The organism is Dactylosporangium sp. NPDC051484 (assembly GCF_040689395.1).
Lineage (GTDB): Bacteria > Actinomycetota > Actinomycetes > Mycobacteriales > Micromonosporaceae > Dactylosporangium.
The window spans coordinates 213,895-231,804 of the sequence record NZ_JBFAZX010000003.1 but is presented as its reverse complement, the minus strand read 5'-3'; the positions used below and the strand labels follow the sequence as shown (position 1 = coordinate 231,804).

Below are 17,910 nucleotides of genomic sequence, written 5' to 3'. Positions count from 1 at the left end.
GGGTATGACGAACTTCTGGCACACCGCGTCCGGCTCCGGCGACCCGCTCGTGCTGCTGCACGGCGGCTTCAGCGACAGCCGCGACTTCGACACCAGTCTGGCCGCGCTCGCCGACGCCCACCGCGTGTACGCGTACGACCGCCGCGGCCACGGCCGCACCCCCCGACGTCGAGGGCCCGATCACCATGTCGGTGCTGGCCGGCGACGCGATCGAGTTCCTGACCGGCGTGGTCGGCGGGCCGGCGGTGCTGTGCGGGTACAGCGCGGGCGGCGCGGTCGCCCTGCACGCCGCGCTGCGCCGGCCCGACCTGGTGCGGACGCTGGTGCTCATCAGCACCGCGTACGCGATCGACGGCCTGCTGTTCGCGCCCAGCGCCGACGCGCCGCTGCCCCCGCCGGTCGTCGCGCGCTACGCCGAAGTCTCCCCCGACGGCCCCGGCCACCTGCCGGTGGTGCAGGCGAAACTCGCCGAGTCGGTCGCGACCGAGCCCGGCCTCACCCCGGCAGACCTCGCGCGGATCGGCTGCCGCACGCTCATCGTGGCCGCCGACGACGACCTGGTGACCCTTGAGCACACGGCCACGCTCCTGGCCGCCCTGCCCGACGCGCGGCTGGCGGTGCTGCCGGGCACCTCGCACCTGTTGCTGCTGGAGGCCCCGGACCGGGTCACCGCCCTGGTCCGGGACTTCCTGGCCGGGCGCGAGGCGGCCCCGATGATGCCCATACGGCGTTCCGGCCGTCGATGACGAGCATCGGCGCCGGCGGCGCTACAGCCCGAGCGGGTCCTCGAGCCCGGGCGAGTCCTCGCGTTCGCCCGTGACGACGAGCGACCGGCTGCCGTCCGGCTCCACGTGCCGGTGCGGCGCCGTGCCGCCGGGCTGCGCGGTCTCGGTCTCGTCCGCGACGGCCTCCAGCGCCGCCCACACCGCCGCTAGGCCGTCGTCATCGCCGCTGAAGTGCAGCGTGGGCGCGCCACGCAGGGCGATGGCGAGGGGCCCGGCGGCGCGCTCCTGCGCCACGGCCCCGTTGCGGATCGGCACCTCGATCGCCGGTCCGGCGCCGCGCAGCACCGCGGCGAGCGCGCGCAGCGCGGCGGGTGACCCGGCGAGGTCGAGGTTGTCGCCGATCACGCGCAGCCGGCAGTACCGCTGATCATTCATGCCGCCATTCTGCCCGACCCGCCACAGCGGCCCGGCGCGCGCCTGGAACGCCACGAACGGCAGACCCCCAGCGACGCGGAAACCGCTGGTCCTATCGTGATCGGATGATCACAGGACCAGCGGGGCGGCGCGGGGTCACGCTGCTGCCGGGCGTCGCGGCGATACGCGGGTACCACCGATCCTGGTGGCGCGGGGACGTGCTGGCCGGCGTGACCGTCGCCGCCTACCTGGTGCCGCAGGTGATGGCGTACGCCACCGTGGCCGGCCTGCCGCCGGTGACGGGGCTCTGGGCGATGATCGCGCCCCTGGCCGTCTATGCCCTGCTCGGCACCTCCCGCCACCTGTCGGTCGGGCCGGAGTCGACCACCGCGCTGATGACCGCCACGGTGATCGCCCCGCTCGCCGGCGGCGACCCGGCGCGGTACGCGGCGCTGGCCGCCACGCTCGCCGTGGTCGTCGGGCTGCTGTGCCTGGTCGCGTGGGCCGCTCGCCTGGGCTTCCTCGCGGACCTGCTGTCGAAGCCCATCCTGGTGGGCTACCTGGCCGGCGTCGCGGTCATCATGATCATCAGCCAGCTGGGCAAGCTGACCGGGATACCGGTGACCGGCGACACGCTCGTCGAGCAGGTACTCTCCGCCGCGCGGCAGTTCGGCCGGGCCCAGCCGACGACGCTGCTGTTCTCGCTCGCCGTGCTGTGCTTCCTGTTCGTCGTGAAGTGGCGGTGGCCGAGGCTGCCGGGACCCCTGCTGGCCGTGCTCCTCGCCACGGTGGCGGTGGCCGTGTTCGGCCTGCGGGAGCACGGCATCGCCGTCGTCGGCCCGATCCCGCAGGGCTTGCCCGAGCCGTCGCTGCCCGGCCTCGGCGATCTCACGGACCTGGTGCTGCCGGCGGTCGGGGTGATGGTCGTGGGGTACACCGACACCGTGCTCACCGCGCGCTCGTTCGCCGCGCGCGGCGGCTACCGCATCGACGTCAATCAGGAACTGCTCGCCCTCGGCGCGGCGAACGTGGCCACCGGCTTCCTGCGGGGCTTCCCGATCAGCAGCAGCGGCAGCCGTACCGCGATCGGCTTCGCCGCCGGCGGACGCACCCAGCTCGGCTCGCTCGTCTCGCTGGTCGCGGTCGTCGCGGTGCTGCTGTTCGCCGGGCCGCTGCTCGCGATGTTCCCGGTCGCGGCGCTCGGCGCCCTCGTGGTCTACGCCGCGGTCCAGCTGATCGACATCGCGGGCTTCCGGCGGCTGGCCGCGTTCCGCCGCAGCGAGCTGTTGCTCGCCCTCGCCACCTTCGCCGGCGTCCTCGTGTTCGACATCCTGTACGGCGTGCTGCTGGCCATCGGCCTGTCCGTGGCCGACCTGCTGCGCCGGGTGGCCCGGCCGCACGACGCCATCCAGGGGCTCGTGCCCAACCTGGCCGGTATGCACGACATCGACGACTACCCGCAGGCGACCACGATCCCGGGGCTGCTGGTGTACCGGTACGACTCCCCGCTCTTCTTCGCCAACGCGGAGGACTTCCGGCGGCGGGCGCTCGCCGCGGCCGACAGCGCCCCGACCCGCTGGTTCGTGCTCAACGCCGAGGCCAACGTCGAGGTCGACATCACCGCACTGGAGGCACTCGACGGCGTCCGCAGGGAGCTGACCGCCCGCGGGGTGGTGTTCGCGATGGCCCGCGTCAAGCGCGACCTACAGGACGAACTCGACGCGTTCGGACTCACCGCCTCGGTCGGCGCGGACCGCATCTTCCCGACCCTGCCGACCGCCGTCGCCGCCTACCGGCAGTGGCAGCGCGACCAAGACCAGGGTGACCACGAGTAGGGCTCCGCCCGGGACCCTCACCCGAGGCCCTGCCACCCGCAGTCCTACGGGCCCTGTCACCCGCAGTCCTACGGGCCCTGTCACCCGCAGTCCCTGTCACCCGCGGTCCCTGTCACGCGCGGTCCCTGCCACCCGCGGTCCTACCGGCCCTGCCACCCGCGGCCCTGCCACCCGCGGCCCTGCCACCCGCACAGCCGCCAGGCGGACGACGCATGCGTGCCGGCGGCCAGACCACGCCACGATCGCGCCGGACTGACCGCGGCTGAGCTTCGGCGGTCTCGACGATGCGTTCTGCGGTTACCTGCGGCGAGGAGGCGGCGATGAAGACCGTTTCGGCGGACAGGCAGACGGCCTCGGTCCAGTCATGACCGCAGGCCATGACTTGTGATCCGCGAGATCCGGGCCGCCGACGCCGCCGAAATCAACGTCTCCCAAGCCGAACAGGTCGTCCGCATCCGTCGCAGCGTCGACGGCCTGGACGGCCACCCGCCAAGACATCGTGCACGGCACCACCACGCCTCGACGCCGACCGGGGCGACCGAACCCGAATCCCGCCATCGGCTGCGCCGCCGTGCCGCAGCCCCATGGCTACGTCTCGGTGACCGCTCAGCCGCACCGGCACGACGGCGAGCTTGTCGACATCCCGCACACGCGGCGGCCGTGCTCCATGCCGGACTGACCCTGATCGAGGAACTGATCGCTCATCGCCGGGGTCTGCAATCACGTGCTCGTCTCGTTCTTCCAGCGGCAGAACCTCCACGACGCCATCGCAGCACCCGGTCCACAGGCTCGGGCGAACGCGCCGCACACCGCGCACCCGGCGCAGGGGGCGGCACCCGGCCAGAACGCGGCGCGTTCTCGGCTGCGTGGCCGGCGCGTCACTCGCCGCTGATGATCCGCAATGACCCATGCGGCATGAGGGTCTGTGGGTGTTTCGGCTGGGTCATCCTGGCGGTCACGGCGGTCGAGCACGTGGAAAGCCACCGGGCACACTGCGCGCGGCCCGACGGCAGACGCCGCGATACCGATCGAGACGAGCAGTGTGACGCACCGGTGCGGGTCGAGCGCGACGTCGACCGTCGTCGGCTGGAACAGGAGTCGGCCCGGGAGCAGGAGCAGTCGCGGATCGGCAGGCGCGCCGGTCGACCGGCTCAGACCGCCGGCCGTGGCGCGCAGAACCGACATCGCGACGACCGGAAGTCCGCCGAGGCGCCGCGCCCACAGAAGGAGCGGGCGACGACACAGGAACAGGACCAGCAGTGGAATCAGGAGCACCGGCCGGAGACGCAGAAGCGGCCGGAGACGCAGAAGCGGCCGGAGACGCAGAAGCGGCCGGAGACGCAGAAGCGGCCGGAGACGCAGAAGCGGCCACCGAAGCAGGTGACACGGGCAATGGCACCGGAGCGGCGTCGGCAACGGGGGCAGCGGCAGGGGCCGGAGACGCCGGCGCAGCAGCTGGGGCAGAAGCGGTGGGTGGCGACGTCCGAGCGGTGGTGGAACCGGTGTCTGCGCGAGGCGTGGGTGGAGCGGTGAGAGTGCGGGAGCCGGCCGTGCGGGCGTCGCGCTCAGCCCAGTGGGCAGCGATCTCCGCGCTGCGGGCCTCGCGGTCCAGGCGGGCCAGTCGCTCCGCGTGGCGCTGCTCCAGGCCGCGGCGGCGCGCCTCGGCGAACTCCGACCTGATCGCGGCGCGGCGGGCGTGGCGGCGGCGGTGCTCGTCCAGCATCGAGTCCAGCCGGTTGCGCCACTCCGTCTGATCGACCGCTGCCAGCACTTCAACCATGCCTAGACTTTAGAACAGGGGTACGACAAAAATGCAGACCGCAGCGGTCACGGACAGGGCGACGCAGAGCGGCGTCAGGCCGCCATCGACGGGGCGCCGAGGGGCGTTGACCGGTATGTCACCTGCCGACCGCCGTCGCCGCCTACCGGCAGTGGCAGCGCGACCACGACCATGGGTGACCACGGGTAGGGCCGTCCGGGCCCCCACCCGCGGTCCTGCGGCCCTGCCACCCGCGCGGCCGCCCGGCGGACGATGCATGCGTGCCTGCGGACTACGACACGATCACGCCGGGCTGGCAGCGGCTGAGCATCGGCGAGCTGATGACGCTGTGGGCGCAGACCCCGGCGACGCCGATGAACATCGCGATGCTCGGCCTGCTGTCCCCCGCCCCGACGCTCGTGGACGAGGCCGGCGCCCTTCGGCTGGCGGCCGTGCGTTCGGCGGTTGCCGACCGGCTCGACCGCGCACCCGCGCTGCGGCGGCGGATCCGGCGCACCCGCCCGGGCCAGGGGCTCCCGGTGTGGGCCGACGACGGCGCCTTCGACGTCGCCCGCCACGTGGACGCAGCCGACCTGCCCGGCTTCGGTGTGGACGCGCTACTTACCTGGGCCGCGACCCGCGCCGCCGCGCCGCTGCCGGACGGCCGCCCGCCGTGGCGGATGACCCTCGTCGCCGGGCTGGGCTCCGGGCAGGTCGGCCTGCTCCTGGTCATGCACCACGTCCTCGCCGACGGCCTCACCGCCGTTGCGCTGGCCGGCGCGCTGCTGGACACCGCGCCGGACGCGGCACCCGCGCCAACCGGCTGGACGCCCGCGCCGCCGCCAACCGGCTGGACGCTGGCCCGCGACGCCGCCGCCGATCGCCTCCGCGCGCTGACCCGGCGCCTTCGCACGGCGACCCGCCGCCCGGCCCGCCCGCAGCCGCTAACCGCGCGGCGCGGGCCCACCGCGCCGCACGAGACCACCACGCCGCACGAGACAGACGCCCCCCACGAGACCGACGGGCCACGCAGTGCCCCCAGGCCGCACAAGACCACCACGCCGCACGAGACAGACGCCCCCCACGAGACCAACGGGCCACGCAGTGCCCACGGGCCGCGCGAGACAGGCGGGCCCCGCGAGACAGATGGGCTGCGCCGGGAGCTGCGGGTCGCCCGCGATGCGCTCGCCGTGACCGCACCCGACCTGGGACTGCCGTCGCCGGACGGCGCCGAACGGCGGGCGGCTGGGCTGTGCTGGCGCCTCGACGGCGTCCGGCGGGCCGCCCGCGAGTACGGCGTCACCGTCAACGACGTCATGCTCGCCGCCGTCGCCGGCGGCATGCGCGGCCTGCTCCTGGCACGGGGCGTGCCGGTGGCGGGCCTGACGCTGCGGGTCTCCGTCCCGGTCGCGGCGCCGGCCGGCAACCGCAACGCCGGCGGCACGCTGCCGTTCGTGCTCGGCCTCCCCGTCGATGAGCCAGACCCGGCGGCGGCACTGCGGCGGATCGGCCGGGACAGCCGCGCCGCCAAGGCCGGCCGTGATCGCGGCTACGGCGGCCCGGCGCAGTCACCGCTGGTGCCGCCGCTCCTGGTGCGCCTGGGCGCTGTCTGGCTGCGGCGATACGTCGGCCGCCGAATCAACCTGTACCTCACCAACGTGCCCGGCCCCACGAACGCGCACTGGCTGTGCGGCGCGCGGCTGCACACCGTGTTTCCGATCGCGCCCATCACCGCCGGGGTCCCGGTCGCGGTGGCGGTCCTGTCCTACGACGGCACGCTCAGCCTGACCGTCGACACCGGCCCGGGCATCGACCTGCGGGCGTTCGCGGACGGCGCGGGCCAGACCGTCGCAGCGCTGATGCGGACCGCCGAGCACTGAAAACCGTCACGACAGGGCACGGACCGCGCGGGCCAAACCGTCGCACGGCTGACGCGGACCACCGAGCACTGAAAACGGTCACAACACGGCGCCGGCGGCGGCGGCGAACGCGCGCTCGGCCATGGCGCGAATCGCGGCCCGGGCGGCAGCCGGCTCCTCCCCCGCGAGCATCAGCCGCCGGATGTGGGCGTGCAGGGCGCGGTCGACGCCGGTCAGGATCGCGGCGGCCCACCACGCGTCCGGCTCGGGGCGGCCGGACTCCATCAGGGCCACGGCAACGGCCCGCTCGGCGGCCTCGCCCAGCAGGCGCAGCCGGGCCTGCAACGCCGGGCTGTCGTCGACGACCTTCCAGAACCTCGGCGCGTCGGGGTGCAGGCCGAGCGTCGGTTCGTCCCGGTCAAGCTCGCCGAGGAACAGGGCGCGCGCGGCGGCGGCCGGGTCGGGGGCGCCCCGCACGGCGTCGGCCAGTCGGGCGACGACCTCGTCCTGGCGATCGAAGAACAGGTCCTCCTTCGTCGGGAAGTAGTTGAAGGCGGTGTTCACCGACACGCGGGCCGCCTCGGCCACCTCCGCCACGGTGACGCGGTCGAACCCGCGCTCCATGAACAGGCCCGTCGCCGCGTCGGCGATCGCCGTCCGCGTCGCCGCCTTCTTCTCCGCCCGAAGCGCCATGCGGAGAATTCTAGCGTCAACACAAATTTGGCGTGACACCAAGTTTGTCGTACCGTCGCCGCATGACTCTGGAATTCGGCATCTACGCGGGCGGGCTCGGCGCCGACCCCGACGGCGACATCACGGCCGGCCCGCCGGAGGACGCAGGGCGGACGAGCGAGCTGCTCGACGAGCTCTCCCCCGCCCTCGTACGCGGCTACGTGCACTACAGCGACGCGCTCGGCGGGCACATGGAGGCGGCGCCAGCGCCGTGGCAGTACGCCGTCCGCGGCCGGCGGCTCGACCTGGTCGCCTGCTTCCGCGAGCCCGGCGACGACCTGAGCGGGTGGCTGGAGCACCTGCGCGGCCTGCTCCGCACGCACGGGGAGTGCCTAGCCACGCTGCAGGTCGGCGAGGAGGCCAACCACGACGGGCCGGGCGGCGACGGTGGTTTCCCGGCGGTACGGCGGGCGATCGTCGAGGGCGTGCTGGCCGCCCGCGCCGAGGCCGACCGGCTCGGCCTGGACGTGCGCATCGGGTGCAACTCGACGCCGGTCTTCGACCCGGAGCAGGACTTCTGGGCGTCGCTGCGGGAGATCGGCCCCGTCATCGACTACGCCGGGCTGGACTTCTTTCCCGGCGTGTTCCGCCCGGTGACCGACTTCCCGGTCGCGGTCGAGGGCGTGCTGCGAGTCTTCCGGGAGCGGTCCCTGGCCGCGGCCGGCGTGCCCTCAAGCACCCCGATCCACGTGACCGAGAACGGCTGGGCGACGGGCGCCGGGCGCACGTACGAGCGGCAGGCAGAGGTCGTCGGGCAGGTTGTGCGGGCCGTCGCCGCGAACGCCGCCGAGCTCAACGTCGCCGCCTACGAGCACTTCGCGCTGCGCGACGCCGACAGCGGCAACGACAGCCTGATGTCGCAGTTCGGGCTGGTCCGCTCGGACTACACGCCCAAGCCCGCGTTCGGCGTGTTCCGGGACCTCGTGGCGCAGCTGCAGCGCTGAGCACACGCAGCGGCCCGCGTCGTGGCGAACGCGGGCCGCTGCGGCGAAAGGGAAGGAAGCCTTACGGCGACTCGCCGAGGGTCACGGTCACGGTCTGCTCGCTGCCGTTGCGGCCGACCGTCACCGGCACGCGGTCGCCGGCCTTCGCCGCCTGTACGGCGTTGATGAGCGAGGTCGCGTCGGTGACGGTCGCCGTGCCGAACTTGGTCACCGTGTCGCCGGTCTTCAGGCCCGCCTTGTCGGCCGGGCCGCCCGTGACCACGCCGCCGATGAGCGCGCCGCCGTTGGCGTCGGTGAGCTGCACCCCGAGGTACGGGTGGCTGACCTTGCCACCCTTGGCCAGCTGGTCGGCGGCGGCACGGGCACGGTTGGCGGAGATGGCGAACCCGACGCCGATGTTGCCGTTGTTGTTCTGCCCCGCGGTGGCGATCGCGGTGTTGATGCCGACGACCTCGCCCTTGAGGTTGACCAGCGCGCCGCCGGAGTTGCCCGGGTTGATCGCGGCGTCGGTCTGGATCGCGTCGGCGATCGTCTTGCCACCCTGCTCGCCCGAGATCGTACGGTGCAGGGCGCTGACGATGCCCGCCGTGACCGAGCCCTGCAGGCCCAGCGGGCTGCCGACGGCCAGGACGGTGTCACCGACGCGCAGCGCGTCGCTGTCGCCGAACTTCGCCGGGGTGAGGCCGGAGACGCCCTGGGCCTTGATGACCGCGATGTCGCCGGACGGGTCGGTACCCACGACCGACGCGGGTGCCGTCTTGCCGTTGCTGAACGTCACGGTGAGCTGCTGGGCGCCCTGTACGACATGGTTGTTCGTGATGATCTGACCGTCCGCGGTCATGATCACGCCGGAGCCCTCACCGTCACCGGATCTAATGTCCACGACACTGGGCAGCACCGCCTCGGCGACCCCGCCCACCGAGGAGCGGTCGAGGTTGGGCGCCGCGTCGCGGGTGACGACGCTCGGCGCGGTGGCCGACTTGTCGCCGGCGAGCTGGGTGGCGACCAGGCCGCCGCCGAGCGCCGAGCCGACGGCGAGCACGAGCGCGCACACGGCGATCGCGGCGATCCGTCCGCCGCGCCCCGGCGGCGGGGCTTGCTGCCCGTACCCAGGCTGCCCATACCCGGGCTGCCCCGGGTAGCCGAGCGGCGGGAATCCGGGCGGCGCGCCGTGCCCATACGGCTGCCCATAGCCGGTATTTCCGATATATCCGGTGGGTGGGAACGGCGGTGTGGCGAAGGGCGCGGTCGTGGCGGCAACGGCGCCGAGCGTGCCGAGCGGCTGCGTCGGCGCGTTCTCACCGGAGGCCGGCACGTGCGGATACCCGTTGCTCCCCGGCCGGCCCCACGGCGACCCGGCGGCCGGCGCGCCCGAGGCGGGCACGTGCAGACCCGGCGCGCCCGAGGCGGGAACGTGCGAACCCGGCGCGCCCGAGGCGGGAATGTGGTGATTCGGCGCATCCGAGGCCGGAGCGTAGTGATTCGGTGCACCCGAGGCCGGAGCGTACGCGGCCGGCGCACCAGAGGCTGGAAAGAGCGCGGCCGGGGAGACCGGGGACGCGGGAGACCCGGCCGGGGCGCTCACGACCGGCGGAGCGGGAGACGGCACCGCGGGAGCCGAAGTCGGCGCGACGAAAGACGGCGCGGCAGGGACGGAAGACGGCAGGGCGGAATACGGCGCCGCGGGAGCGGAAGAAGACGGCGCGGGAGCGGAAGAAGACGGCGCGGGAGCGGAGGAAGGCGGCGCGGAAAATGGCGCGGAAGAAGCGGAAGCCGGCGCCGCGGAAGACGGCGGGACGAAAGACGGCGCGGCAGGGGCGGAAGACGGCGCCGCGGGAACGGAAGACGGCGTCTCGGCAGCGGAAGACGGCGGCGGCCAGGACGGGGCCGGCGGCGAGGGCTCCACCGTGGCCGACGGTGACGGCAACGGCGGCTGCGCGGAGCCGGGTGTGTCAGCGTGCTGCGGGACGCTCCCCTGGCGGTCCTGGTCACTCATGGTGTCCAGATTGCACACCGCAGCTTCCGCCAAACTGGATTCTCCCTGGGAGAAAGCCGAGAGCCGCAAATCGGTCACCGGGGCCGCAGCGAGGCGCGGCTGGTCGCAACCGGCCGCGCCCTGCACAAACCGTGCGGTACGAACCGTCAGGCGGTCCAGTCGGGCCGCAGCGGGTAGGACGACACGCCGTCCCTGGTGGTCTTCGTGGCGAGGATCTGGTGCAGCTGGATCTCGTTGCGCTCGAAGGCGAGGCGCGAGCCGGCCATGTACAGGCCCCACACGCGGGCGGTGCCCAGCCCGACCTCGGCGACGCACTCGTCCCAGTGCTCGACCAGGTTGCGGTTCCAGCCGGCCAGGGTCAGCGCGTAGTGCAGGCGCAGGTTCTCCTCGTGCTGCACCTCGAACGCCGCGTCGTGCACGGCGCCCACCAGCCGGCCCGGGGAGGCGAGCTCGCCGTCGGGGAAGACGTAGCGGTCGATGAACGCGCCGGGCTTGTGCGAGGTCCGGTTGTCGGAGCGGGTGATGCAGTGGTTCAGCAGTCGGCCGCCGGGCTTGAGGCGGTCGCGCAGCGTCGCGAGGTACCGAGGATAGTTCTTGACCCCGATGTGCTCGGTGAGGCCGATGGAGCTGACCGCGTCGAACTGCTCCAGCGGCGCGTCGCGGTAGTCCAGATGGCGCACCTCGGCGAGGTGGCCGAGCCCCTCCCGCTCGATCGCGGCCTGCGCCCACTCGGCCTGCTGGCGGGACAGGGTGACGCCGAGGGCGCGCACGCCGTACTCCCGGGCGGCGTGACGGACCATGCCGCCCCAGCCGCAGCCGACGTCGAGCAGCCGCTGGCCCGGCTTGAGTGCCAGCTTGCCGGCGACGAGGTCGTACTTGTTCGCCTGGGCCTGCTCCAGGGTGTCGGACTCGGAGCGGAAGACGGCGCAGGTGTACGTCATGGACGGGCCGAGCACCAGCTCGTAGAAACGGTTCGACACGTCGTAGTGGTGGTGGATCGCCTCGGCGTCGCGGCCTCGGGCGTGGCGCAGGCCGGCCAGGGCGCGCCGCCACGCCGGCGTGGCCTCCTGCGGCGGGGGCGGCGGCGGGCGCAGCCGCTCCCAGCCCAGGCCACGCACCAGGCGCAGGGCCTCGGCGGCCGAGGGCAGCCGCAGTCGCAGGCCGTCGGCGAGCTGCCGCAGCGCCTCGTGCGGGTCGCCGGGGTGCACGCCGCGCACCTCGAGGTCGCCGGTCACGTAGGCGCGGGCCATGCCCAGGTCCCCGGGGGCGGTCAGCACGTACGACAGGCCGCGCTCAGAGGCGACGTGCAGTCCGACGGTGGCGTCCTCGGGGCCGATGGCGCTGCCGTCGTAGGCGGTGATGCGGACCCGGATCTCGCCGGAGGTGACGGCCCGGACGATGTCGGCGACGGTCGGGATGGGAAGCCGGCGGCGGGGTTGGCCGGGAACGGATCCTTGCGTGTTGGTCGAACGGTAAGTGCTGGTCATCTGCGCCCCACAACCTTGTCGTAGAGGTCGGTCAGTCGGTGACCGGGGTCGTAGCGCTCCTTGGCGGCGCGGTACGCGGGGCCGCCGTAGAGCCGGTCGAAGGTCTCCCGGTCGTAGTAGGCGTCGGAGTAGAGGGACTTGTGGCCGCCGAGCTCGAACACCTTGGCCTCGATGGCCCGGTTGACGTCGCCGTCGGCGGCGCCTGGCACGATCGGCACGGTGCCCCAGAACCCGACGTTGACGTACGCCTGGCCGGCGTGCATCGGGTACAGCGGCCACTCGTGCTCCCGCAGGCGCAGCGGGCAGAGCCAGATCGGCGCCATCGGTACCTCGCGGGCGAACCACCGCAGGAAGTCGCCGGTCCGCTCGAGCGGCAGCTCGACGTCCTGCACGACGCGCTCGTGGTCGGGCTGCCCGCGCCACCGGCCGACGCGCGCGGCGACGCCGTAGCGGTTCTCGAACCGCACGATGCGGTGGTACACGTCGGAGCGGCGGTACCGCCGCGGCCAGACCCGGCGCACCGCGGGGACCTGCGCGCCGAAGGCGGCCGAGCACCAGAACCAGTCGGTGTCCCACCGCCACAGGTAGTCGTGCGCGGACAGGCGGTCGGCGGCCTTGGCCCGCAGCGACTGGTAGTAGACGGCCTGCCCGGTGTAGTCGCTGGTGGCGCCGGGCTCGTCGGTGAAGGTGCCCAGCACGAGATACGCCTCGCCGGGACGGAACACGACGCCGTCCATGACATCGACGTGCCGGCCGTCGTGCGTGCCGGTCTTCGTCACCTCGCCGACGACGTCGAGCAGCTCGTCGACGTCGTCGAAGCGCAGGTTGGCCAGGCTCACCCCGGCGGCGATCGGCATCAGCTCGATGCGCAGCCGGGTGGCGTAGCCGAGGCTGCCCAGCGAGTTGGGGAACGCCGAGAACAGCTCGGCGTGCTCGTTGTCGGGCCGCGCGGTGAGCAGCTCCCCCGCGCCGGTAAGGATGTCCAGCTCCAGCACCGACTCGTGCGGCAGCCCGTGCCGGAACGAGGTGGCCTCGATGCCCAGCCCGGTGACCGCCCCGCCCAGCGTGATGGTGCGCAGCTGCGGCACGACCAGCGGCATCAGCCCGTACGGCAGGGTGGCGTCGACCAGGTCCTCATACGTGCACATGCCCTGCACCTCGGCGGTGCGCCCGGCCGGGTCGACCTCGATGACCCCGCCGAGGCCGCTCACGTCGAGGCCTTGGCGGACGTGGGCGCGCGGCCGGAACAGGTTCGAGGTCTTCTTCGCCAGCCGCACGGTGTCGCCGGGCGGGATCGCGGCGTATGAGGCGCGTAGGGCGTCGACGGCACGGCGGTGCGCCGCCCAGCCGACAGGTTGACCGCGTTCCACTTCGACCACCTCACCATTTCCCCGTTAAGTGGAGGCCCGCCTCAGCCAAACTTGCACAAGTGGCAAGATCAACCAACGACTGGTGACTGAACTCACGCTATGGGTGACGTCATGGGGGTGAGCGGGTTCAGTCCGAGGGTGAGGTACACACGACATCGCCGGCTCACGATTTGCGCCGGGCTCCAGGATCGCCCGGGCCCGCGCCGGCGAAGGTGGAGCGGCCGAAGAGGCGGATCAGCGCCGTGCCGACCCTACTCATCCTCCGCGGGCGAGTCTGGCCGACGACCAACAGGGCACGGTGGGCGCATGACGGTGAAGGATCTGGCGACGCTGACCCCCACCGGGTACCCGGCGGTCTCTCTGCTGATGCCGACCCATCGCAAGGCGCCGGGGAACCAGCAGGACCCGATCCGCCTGCGCAACCTGCTGTCCGAGGCCCGCCGGCGCCTCGATCTCGACGAGACGGTGCCGCGTGACGTCGCCAACCAGGTGTACGACGAGATCGCCACCGCCGCCGAGCGCGTCGACCTGCGGCACATGAGCGAGGGCCTGGCGCTGTTCGCCTCGCCCGGGCAGGTGCACGTGCGACTGCTGGAGACCGCGGTGCAGGAGCGCGTCGTCATCGCCGACACGTACGAGGTCCGCGACATCGTCGCCGACGCCGCCCGCCGGCACCGGTACTGGGCGCTCGTGCTGTCCGAGCAGCCGACCCGCCTGTGGAGCGGCGACGGCGCCGACCTGGTCGAGGTCCACTCGCACGGTTTCCCGTTCACGCACGAGGGCCCCGGCGGCGCGCTCGGCCTGCCCCGCGACTACGGCCAGGAGCCGAGCAAGCACGAGGTCGAGCGGCACCGGCAGTTCTTCCGCGACGTCGCGGGCGGCCTGGCCGAGGTCGACAACCTGGACACCCGCCCCGTCTTCGTGCTGGGCGTCGAGCGGTACCTGGCCTTCTTCGCCGAGGAGTGGACCCGCGGCATCGCCGGCACTGTCACCGGCAACTACGACCACGCCGGCGCGCACGAGGTGTACCAGTTGCTGGCCCCGCGCCTGGCCGCGTACACGGCGATGGAGCAGGTGGTGGCCCTGGAGGCGCTGGACGTCGCGCGGGGCGCCAACCGGTTCGCCGCGGGCCTGCCCGAGGTGTGGTCCCTGGCCCACCAGGGCCGTGGCGCGCACCTGCTGGTCGAGGAGGGCTACCACAGCCCCGCGTGGGTCCACGAGGACCACCTGCACCCCCCGGACCAGGAGCCGCAGGGCGAGAGCCCCGGCGTCCTGCTGGACGACGCGGTCGACGACATCGTCGAGCTGGTGGCCCGCCAGGGCGGTGACGTGACCTTCGTCGGCGACGACAGCCTGGCCGCGGACGGCCGGATCGCCCTGATCGTCCGCTACTGACCCGGTCGCAGCACGCCGCGAAGTATCGGACATTTCATGGCTCGGGCCGCGTCACCTGCGGACCGCCGCTCCCGCCAGACAACGGGCCCGGGCCTGCCTGAAGGGCGGCCCAGGCCCTGCCATGTCCGCGGTGCCAAATTGGTCACCGCCCGGCGTCGAGCCCCCTCAGCAGCGCGATGTTCTCCGCCTCATCCGGATCCGGCGACGGTACCTCCAAAAACGCCCGCAGCACCTCGACCGCGACGTCGGGCGCGAGCCGCTTGAGGCTCATCGCGAGGACGTTGGCGTCGTTCCACAGCCGCGCGCCGCGGGCCACCCACGGGTCCCACGCGACCGCGGCGAGCACCCCGGGCACCTTGTTGGCGGCGATCGCCGTGCCCGTGCCCGTCCAGCACATGACCACGCCGAGATCGGCACGGCCCTCCACCACGGCCCGCCCGACGCCGGCACCGAGATCCGGCCACGCCACCGCCGGCTCCGATCCCGGCCCGCCGACGTGAAGCACCTCGTGCCCGGCGGACACGAGGTGCCCGACCACGGCCTCGGTGGTCGCGTTGCTGTCGTCAGCGGCGAAGGCGATGCGCACGCCCCCATTGTGCCGCGACCGGCCTGCACGGCCCGGAACCGCCTCCGGACCGACCATGGACCGATCCTGGACGACCACGGCCGTTCACGATTGATCCATGAACGGCCATGGACCGAACCTGTCCCGGACCGCGCTCGACCGACCAGCCCGGACCGCCCTCGACCAGCCGGGACCGTCCTCGACCAGCCGGGGCCGCGCGGCGATTAGTGCTTGGGGGATGGTGAGCATCCCTCCGAGAAGACCCGGGGTGTCCGCGCCACCGTCAATCGCGCGGCCGGGCGGTGGCGGCATGCCCGGGGTGGTCACGGCGGCCCGCACCCCGGCAGCCGCGCCCTGGCCGGTTCGTGGCCGCCACCGCCGAGTATCGCGACGTGTAGCCCGGCCGGTCAGTTCTCAATCGCTTCTCAGCCGGCACGGCCGGCCAGGGCGGGCGGCGCGGTGGTGCGCAGGCGCTGGGTCAGGGCGACGCAGGCGAGCACGGCCACCGCGGCGGCGGCCGCGATCGGGGGCACGTGCTCGTGCAGCAGCAGGGCCGACCAGGCCAGGGTTAGCACCGGCTGGGCGAGCTGGATCTGGCCGACGCGGGCGACGCCGCCGCGGGCCAGCCCGCCGTACCACGCGAAGAATCCGAGGAACATCGACACCCCGGTGAGGTAGCCGAGGCCGGCCCAGGCCGCGGCCGGGGCGTGCGGCGGATGGCGCAGCGCCGCGATGGCCGTCACCGCCGTGGTGAACGGCAGTGCGAGCACGAGCGCCCAGCAGATCGTGCGGGCGCCGCCGAGCTCGCGGGCCAGGGCGCCGCCCTCGGCGTACCCCAGGCCGCACAGCGCGACCGCGATGAGCAGGAACAGGTCGGCCGGGCCGACCGCGCCGGAGACCGTGCCGCTGAGCGCCAGGAAGGCGAGGACGGCGAGCAGGCCGGCCGCGCCCGCGAGCCAGAACGCCGGTGCCGGGCGCTCCCGGGCGCGCAGCACCGCGAAGCCGGCCGTGACCGCGGGCAGCACCGTGATGACGACGGCGCCGTGGGCGGCGGTGCTCGTCTGCAGCGCGAGTGAGGTGAACAGCGGAAACCCGGCGACGACGCCGATCGCGACCACGGCGAGCCGGCGCCACTGCCCGCGGGTCGGGCGCGGGGCGCGGACGATCGCGAGGAAGGCCACGGCGAGCAGGCCGGCCCCGACCGCGCGGCCGAACGCGACGAACCAGGCGTCGAGGTGTGCCACGGCCAGGCGGGTGGCCGGCAGCGACATGCTGAAACCGAGCACCCCGAGCGCGCCGAGGGCCGCTCCCGTTATCGCTCCTCGGCGAGTAACGTTATCCTTGCTTCTCATGAATGACGATAACGCAACGCATCGCGTTATCCAAGATCTTCGCACGCAGGCGGCCCGGTCGGCGGCGGGCACGCGGCTGCCGACGGTGCGCGAGCTCACCGCCCGGCACCGCGCCTCGCCGATCACGGTGAGCCGCGCGATCCGCGTCCTGGCCGCGGAGGGCCTGCTCGACACCCAGCCCGGGCGCGGCACGTATGTCGCCGCCGCGCCCGGCTCCGCCGACCGGCCGGACCTGTCGTGGCAGTCGATCGCACTGGGCCCGCGGCCGGCGGGCGAGGACGCGATGCAGGCGCTGCTGGCGATCCCGCGCCCGGACGCGATCGCACTGTCCAGCGGGTATCTCGACGCCGACCTCCAGCCGGCCGCCGCCCTCGGCGCGGCGCTCGCCAGGGCGGCCCGGCACCCGGCGAGCTGGCAGCGTGGCCCGGTCGAGGGCCGCGAAGACCTGCGCGCGTGGTTCGCCCGGGCCGCCGGCGGGTCGATGCGGGCCGAGGACGTCGTGATCTGCCCGGGCGGCCAGTCGGCGCTGTCGACCGCGTTCCGCGCACTCGCGGCGCCGGGCGACGCGGTGCTGGTCGAGTCGCCGACATACCTGGGCGCGCTCGCCGCCGCCCGCGCAGCCGGCCTGCGGGTCGTGCCGGTGCCCGCCGATGCCGAGGGCGTGCGCCCCGACCTGCTGGCCGCCGCCTTGCGCCGCACGGGCGCCCGGCTCTTCTACTGCCAGCCGCTCTTCGCCAACCCGCACGGCGCCACGCTGCCACCCGCGCGCCGCGCGGCGGTCATGGCGGAGGTCCGCACCGCCGGCGCCTTCCTGATCGAGGACGACTACGCCCGCGACCTGGCGATCGACGCCGACCCCTTGCCGCCGCTGGTCGCCGGCGACCAGGACGGCCACGTGGTGTACCTGCGCTCGCTCACCAAGTCCGCCGCCCCCGGCCTGCGCGTGGCCGCGATCGGCGCGCGGGGCGCCGCCGGGGCCCGGCTGCGCGCGGCCCGGGTGCTGGACGACTTCTTCGTGGCCGGCCCGCTGCAGCAGGCCGCGCTGGACTTCGTCACGTCCCCGGCGTGGTCGCGCCACCTGCGGACACTGCGCTCGCAGCTGCGCGCCCGCCGCGACGCATTGCTCGACGCGATCCGCCGCCACCTGCCGGAGCTGCCCCCGCCGCCGGTACCGCGCGGCGGCCTCCACGTCTGGCTACGCCTCCCCGACGGCGCCGACGACGTTGCCGTGACGACAGCGGCGGCCGCCCGCCAGGTCGTGGTGTTCCCGGGCCGCCCCTGGTACGCCGCCGAGCCCGACGCCCCATACCTACGCCTCACGTTCGCCGCCGCTCCCCCGGACCAGCTCGACGAGGGCATCCGCCGCCTGGCACAAGCACTGCGCGACTGACGCGCCGACCGACCCCCCGGACGCCGCCCGCCTCCACACTCCGACACTGCGCACGGTTGGCCCCGGAACGCAGTGCGGATGCCGCCG

The 17,910-nt window shown here is 74.0% G+C and carries 15 protein-coding genes and 1 pseudogene; 9 read left to right on the top strand and 7 right to left on the bottom strand.

The features are described 5' to 3' along the window. Positions 1-4 precede the first annotated feature (4 nt). A pseudogene (locus tag AB0367_RS07355) lies at positions 5-166 on the top strand (alpha/beta fold hydrolase); the annotation flags it as partial. Positions 167-185: 19 nt separating this feature from the next. Then, complete coding sequence (locus AB0367_RS07350; protein ID WP_366225337.1) at positions 186-746, top strand: alpha/beta hydrolase; 561 nt, start codon at positions 186-188, stop codon at positions 744-746. A gap of 21 nt (positions 747-767) precedes the next feature. Here AB0367_RS07350 and AB0367_RS07345 read toward each other — a convergent pair whose 3' ends face one another. Continuing rightward, positions 768-1,160, bottom strand: coding sequence for a hypothetical protein (locus tag AB0367_RS07345; RefSeq protein ID WP_366225336.1), 393 nt, complete (start codon positions 1,158-1,160; stop codon positions 768-770). Between the two features lie 104 nt (positions 1,161-1,264). Here AB0367_RS07345 and sulP point away from each other — a divergent pair, with 104 nt between their 5' ends. The 4 genes from sulP (at position 1,265) to AB0367_RS07325 (ending at position 6,613) form a co-directional block, all read left to right on the top strand. Next, on the top strand, positions 1,265-2,974 hold the full coding sequence (sulP, locus tag AB0367_RS07340) for a sulfate permease (protein WP_366225335.1): 1,710 nt from the start codon (positions 1,265-1,267) through the stop codon (positions 2,972-2,974). Positions 2,975-3,358: 384 nt separating this feature from the next. Further along, positions 3,359-4,507, top strand: a complete 1,149-nt coding sequence (locus tag AB0367_RS07335; RefSeq protein WP_366225334.1) for a hypothetical protein — start codon at positions 3,359-3,361, stop codon at positions 4,505-4,507. Positions 4,508-4,547: 40 nt separating this feature from the next. Beyond that, the gene (locus AB0367_RS07330; protein WP_366225333.1) at positions 4,548-4,760 is read left to right on the top strand and encodes a hypothetical protein; all 213 of its coding nucleotides are present in this window, start codon (positions 4,548-4,550) and stop codon (positions 4,758-4,760) included. A gap of 254 nt (positions 4,761-5,014) precedes the next feature. Beyond that, positions 5,015-6,613, top strand: coding sequence for a wax ester/triacylglycerol synthase domain-containing protein (locus AB0367_RS07325; protein ID WP_366225332.1), 1,599 nt, complete (start codon positions 5,015-5,017; stop codon positions 6,611-6,613). A gap of 78 nt (positions 6,614-6,691) precedes the next feature. On the opposite strand, the gene AB0367_RS07320 is transcribed toward AB0367_RS07325, so the two are convergent. Beyond that, positions 6,692-7,285 (bottom strand): helix-turn-helix domain-containing protein, encoded by a 594-nt coding sequence (locus AB0367_RS07320; RefSeq protein WP_366225331.1) that lies wholly within the window; start codon positions 7,283-7,285, stop codon positions 6,692-6,694. A 62-nt stretch (positions 7,286-7,347) separates the two neighbouring features. Between AB0367_RS07320 and AB0367_RS07315 the strand changes: the two genes are divergently transcribed. Next, positions 7,348-8,268 (top strand): hypothetical protein, encoded by a 921-nt coding sequence (locus AB0367_RS07315; RefSeq protein WP_366225330.1) that lies wholly within the window; start codon positions 7,348-7,350, stop codon positions 8,266-8,268. 61 nt (positions 8,269-8,329) lie between these two features. Here AB0367_RS07315 and AB0367_RS07310 read toward each other — a convergent pair whose 3' ends face one another. The 3 genes from AB0367_RS07310 to AB0367_RS07300 all read right to left on the bottom strand — a co-directional run bounded on the left by AB0367_RS07310 (position 8,330) and on the right by AB0367_RS07300 (position 13,121). Then, a complete protein-coding gene (locus tag AB0367_RS07310; protein WP_366225328.1) occupies positions 8,330-9,652 on the bottom strand; it encodes a trypsin-like peptidase domain-containing protein in 1,323 nt (440 codons plus the stop codon). 758 nt (positions 9,653-10,410) lie between these two features. Beyond that, positions 10,411-11,751, bottom strand: a complete 1,341-nt coding sequence (locus tag AB0367_RS07305; RefSeq protein ID WP_366225326.1) for a class I SAM-dependent methyltransferase — start codon at positions 11,749-11,751, stop codon at positions 10,411-10,413. Then, positions 11,748-13,121, bottom strand: coding sequence for an FAD-binding oxidoreductase (locus tag AB0367_RS07300; RefSeq protein WP_366225325.1), 1,374 nt, complete (start codon positions 13,119-13,121; stop codon positions 11,748-11,750). Before AB0367_RS07300 ends, AB0367_RS07305 begins: the two co-directional genes overlap by 4 nt. A gap of 306 nt (positions 13,122-13,427) precedes the next feature. Between AB0367_RS07300 and AB0367_RS07295 the strand changes: the two genes are divergently transcribed. Continuing rightward, positions 13,428-14,516: a hypothetical protein gene (locus AB0367_RS07295; RefSeq protein ID WP_366225324.1), complete on the top strand. Its 1,089-nt coding sequence runs from the start codon at positions 13,428-13,430 to the stop codon at positions 14,514-14,516. A gap of 142 nt (positions 14,517-14,658) precedes the next feature. Here the strand turns inward: AB0367_RS07295 and AB0367_RS07290 are convergent, their stop codons facing one another. Continuing rightward, positions 14,659-15,102, bottom strand: coding sequence for an RpiB/LacA/LacB family sugar-phosphate isomerase (locus AB0367_RS07290; RefSeq protein ID WP_366225323.1), 444 nt, complete (start codon positions 15,100-15,102; stop codon positions 14,659-14,661). Positions 15,103-15,506: 404 nt separating this feature from the next. Next, a complete protein-coding gene (locus AB0367_RS07285) occupies positions 15,507-16,433 on the bottom strand; it encodes a DMT family transporter (protein ID WP_366225322.1) in 927 nt (308 codons plus the stop codon). On the opposite strand from AB0367_RS07285, the gene AB0367_RS07280 reads away from it, so the two are divergent. After that, a complete protein-coding gene (locus AB0367_RS07280) occupies positions 16,432-17,823 on the top strand; it encodes a PLP-dependent aminotransferase family protein (RefSeq protein ID WP_366225321.1) in 1,392 nt (463 codons plus the stop codon). The two genes, AB0367_RS07285 and AB0367_RS07280, sit on opposite strands and share 2 nt — an antisense overlap. Positions 17,824-17,910 lie beyond the last annotated feature (87 nt).

What these genes read in the sequence shown, in the direction of transcription:
- AB0367_RS07350 (WP_366225337.1), top strand. Translation starts at nt 186, where the DNA reads ATGTCGGTGCTGGCCGGCGACGCGATCGAGTTCCTGACCGGCGTGGTC.
- AB0367_RS07305 (WP_366225326.1), bottom strand. Translation starts at nt 11,751, where the DNA reads ATGACCAGCACTTACCGTTCGACCAACACGCAAGGATCCGTTCCCGGC.
- sulP (WP_366225335.1), top strand. Translation starts at nt 1,265, where the DNA reads ATGATCACAGGACCAGCGGGGCGGCGCGGGGTCACGCTGCTGCCGGGC.
- AB0367_RS07345 (WP_366225336.1), bottom strand. Translation starts at nt 1,160, where the DNA reads ATGAATGATCAGCGGTACTGCCGGCTGCGCGTGATCGGCGACAACCTC.
- AB0367_RS07315 (WP_366225330.1), top strand. Translation starts at nt 7,348, where the DNA reads ATGACTCTGGAATTCGGCATCTACGCGGGCGGGCTCGGCGCCGACCCC.
- AB0367_RS07285 (WP_366225322.1), bottom strand. Translation starts at nt 16,433, where the DNA reads ATGAGAAGCAAGGATAACGTTACTCGCCGAGGAGCGATAACGGGAGCG.
- AB0367_RS07320 (WP_366225331.1), bottom strand. Translation starts at nt 7,285, where the DNA reads ATGGCGCTTCGGGCGGAGAAGAAGGCGGCGACGCGGACGGCGATCGCC.
- AB0367_RS07295 (WP_366225324.1), top strand. Translation starts at nt 13,428, where the DNA reads ATGACGGTGAAGGATCTGGCGACGCTGACCCCCACCGGGTACCCGGCG.
- AB0367_RS07280 (WP_366225321.1), top strand. Translation starts at nt 16,432, where the DNA reads ATGAATGACGATAACGCAACGCATCGCGTTATCCAAGATCTTCGCACG.